The organism is Algoriphagus yeomjeoni, assembly GCF_003259505.1.
In the GTDB taxonomy this organism is placed as follows: Bacteria; Bacteroidota; Bacteroidia; order Cytophagales; family Cyclobacteriaceae; genus Algoriphagus; species Algoriphagus yeomjeoni.
Genome location: NZ_QLLK01000004.1, coordinates 383,274 through 385,526, shown reverse-complemented (window position 1 = coordinate 385,526; position 2,253 = coordinate 383,274). Strand labels below are relative to the sequence as shown.

Genomic DNA, 2,253 nt, shown 5'->3' with positions numbered 1-2,253 from the left:
TAACAACCTGCTACCTCTGACTACGACTGTGACCGTGACTGCGACTGGGACTGAATACTGAATACTGAACACAAGACACACTTCGCCAATATTCCTGTCTCACTAACATTTCATACAATTCACTTTAACAACCTGCTACCTCTGACTGCGACTGTGACTGCGACTGAATACTGAACACTTTCCTATCACTTCAGAAAACACTAACTTTGCGCGGCACATTTAAGGATAAATACCTTACCCTATGAAGAAAGAATTTACGCTACAACTGAGTCCGGAAGAGGCTTACGATCCTGTATTATTTCAGGAAGTAGTACGAAAAAAAGCCGGTCTACCTACCAACGCAAATGAGGCAACAGCACGTCAGGTAAAGCGTTCCATTGATGCCCGAGGCAGAAATGTTAAAGTGAATATTCAGGCTGAACTTTTTATCAAGGAAACGCCTCCATCCCTTCTAGACCATCAGCCAGAATATAAAAATGTGGGTAATGAGGATCCCATAATAATAGTAGGTGCTGGACCCGCTGGCCTTTTTGCCGCACTTCGGGCGATAGAACTTGGAGTGAAACCAATTGTCATCGAGCGAGGTAAGGATGTGAGGGCTCGCAGAAGAGACCTAGCAGCTATCAACAAAGATCAGATTGTTAATCCTAATTCGAATTACTGTTTTGGAGAAGGTGGAGCAGGAACCTATTCAGATGGGAAATTATATACCAGATCCAAAAAGCGAGGTGATATTCGAAGGATCATGGAAATTCTTGTTGCGCACGGTGCCACAGAAGAAATTCTAGTCGATGCTCACCCTCATATTGGCACGAATAAACTCCCAAAGCTGGTTGAAGACCTACGTGAAAGCATAAGGCAATTTGGAGGAGAGGTTTTGTTTGATACCCAGGTAGAGGATTTTATTTTAGAAGGAAATGAGATTAAAGGCGTGGTCACTCAGAATGGAGATAAAATCACTGGTTTAGGGGTGATTTTAGCTACAGGTCACTCAGCACGGGATATTTTTCATTTGCTTCATAGAAAAGAGATAACTATAGAAGCGAAGCCCTTTGCCTTGGGCGTAAGAGTAGAGCATAGTCAAAAACTGATAGACAGTATACAATACCACTGTGGTTTGGACCGTGGACCCTATTTGCCAGCTTCGGCATATTCCCTCGTTCATCAGACTGAGTTCAAAAACAAGCAAAGAGGTGTATTCAGCTTTTGCATGTGCCCAGGTGGGTTTATAGTGCCTGCTGCAACTTCTCCAGGAGAGCTGGTAGTGAATGGAATGAGCCCAAGTCGCCGGGATAGTAAGTTTGCCAATTCTGGAATAGTAGTTTCGGTGGAGTTGGAAGATTTACCCCAATACCAGAAGTTTGGCCCCTTGGCAGCTATGGAGTTTCAGGCAGATGTAGAGAAAAAAGCTTGGGAAGCTGGAGGCAAAACTCAAGTAGCACCAGCACAACGCATGGTGGATTTTGTCGAGAAAAAAGTGAGCGTATCTTTGCTGGATACTTCTTATCAACCCGGCTTGAATGCTGTAGAGATGAGAAATGTTTTGCCAGACTTTATTTCAGAGCGTTTGGCCATGGCTTTTAAGACTTTTGGAAATAAAATGAAGGGCTATTACACGAATGAATCTCAGTTGATCGGATTGGAAAGCAGGACCTCTTCTCCAGTCCGCATTCCTCGCGACCGAGAATCTTTTGAACATATTCAGATCAAGCGTCTTTATCCCTGCGGGGAAGGTGCAGGGTATGCAGGTGGAATCGTTTCAGCAGCGATGGATGGAGAAAGATGTGCCGAGCGATTGATTGAAGCCTATGTAAAATGATTTAATGTAGGGGCGAATAATCATTTGCACTCACCACCAACGTCCATAAGAATTACGATTCAATAGCCCAGAGTTTTAGCTTTGGCAAAGGAATGCCTAGGGCATTCAAGATAATAGGCTAGGGTTTCAACCCTAGGAAAGAAAGCGGAACTACACTGTATTAGTAAATTCGACCACGAAGTGGTCAAACCATTAATAGCCCCGGGTGAAACCCGGGGTGAGCATGATTCGATCAGTTCCAAGTTTTGGCAGAGTAGATGCAAATCAAGGAAGGTGCGGTTCGCCAAAACGAGTGGTTCATCACCAAGCCCAAATATTAAAAACCCTGAAAAGTACCTAAAATTGGTCTTTGAGTACATAGGCCGCTGCACCGTATTGGTAAATTCGACCACGAAGTGGTCAAACCATTAATAGCCCCGGGTGAAACCCGGGGT

1 protein-coding gene is annotated in these 2,253 nt (G+C 44.3%); it reads left to right on the top strand.

The window, feature by feature from the left end; translation table 11 throughout:
- The first annotated feature begins 241 nt into the window (after positions 1-241).
- Positions 242-1,819 carry an NAD(P)/FAD-dependent oxidoreductase gene (locus LV83_RS09040; RefSeq protein WP_111611221.1) on the top strand — a complete coding sequence of 526 codons (1,578 nt, stop codon included), beginning with the start codon at positions 242-244 and terminating at the stop codon, positions 1,817-1,819.
- Positions 1,820-2,253 lie beyond the last annotated feature (434 nt).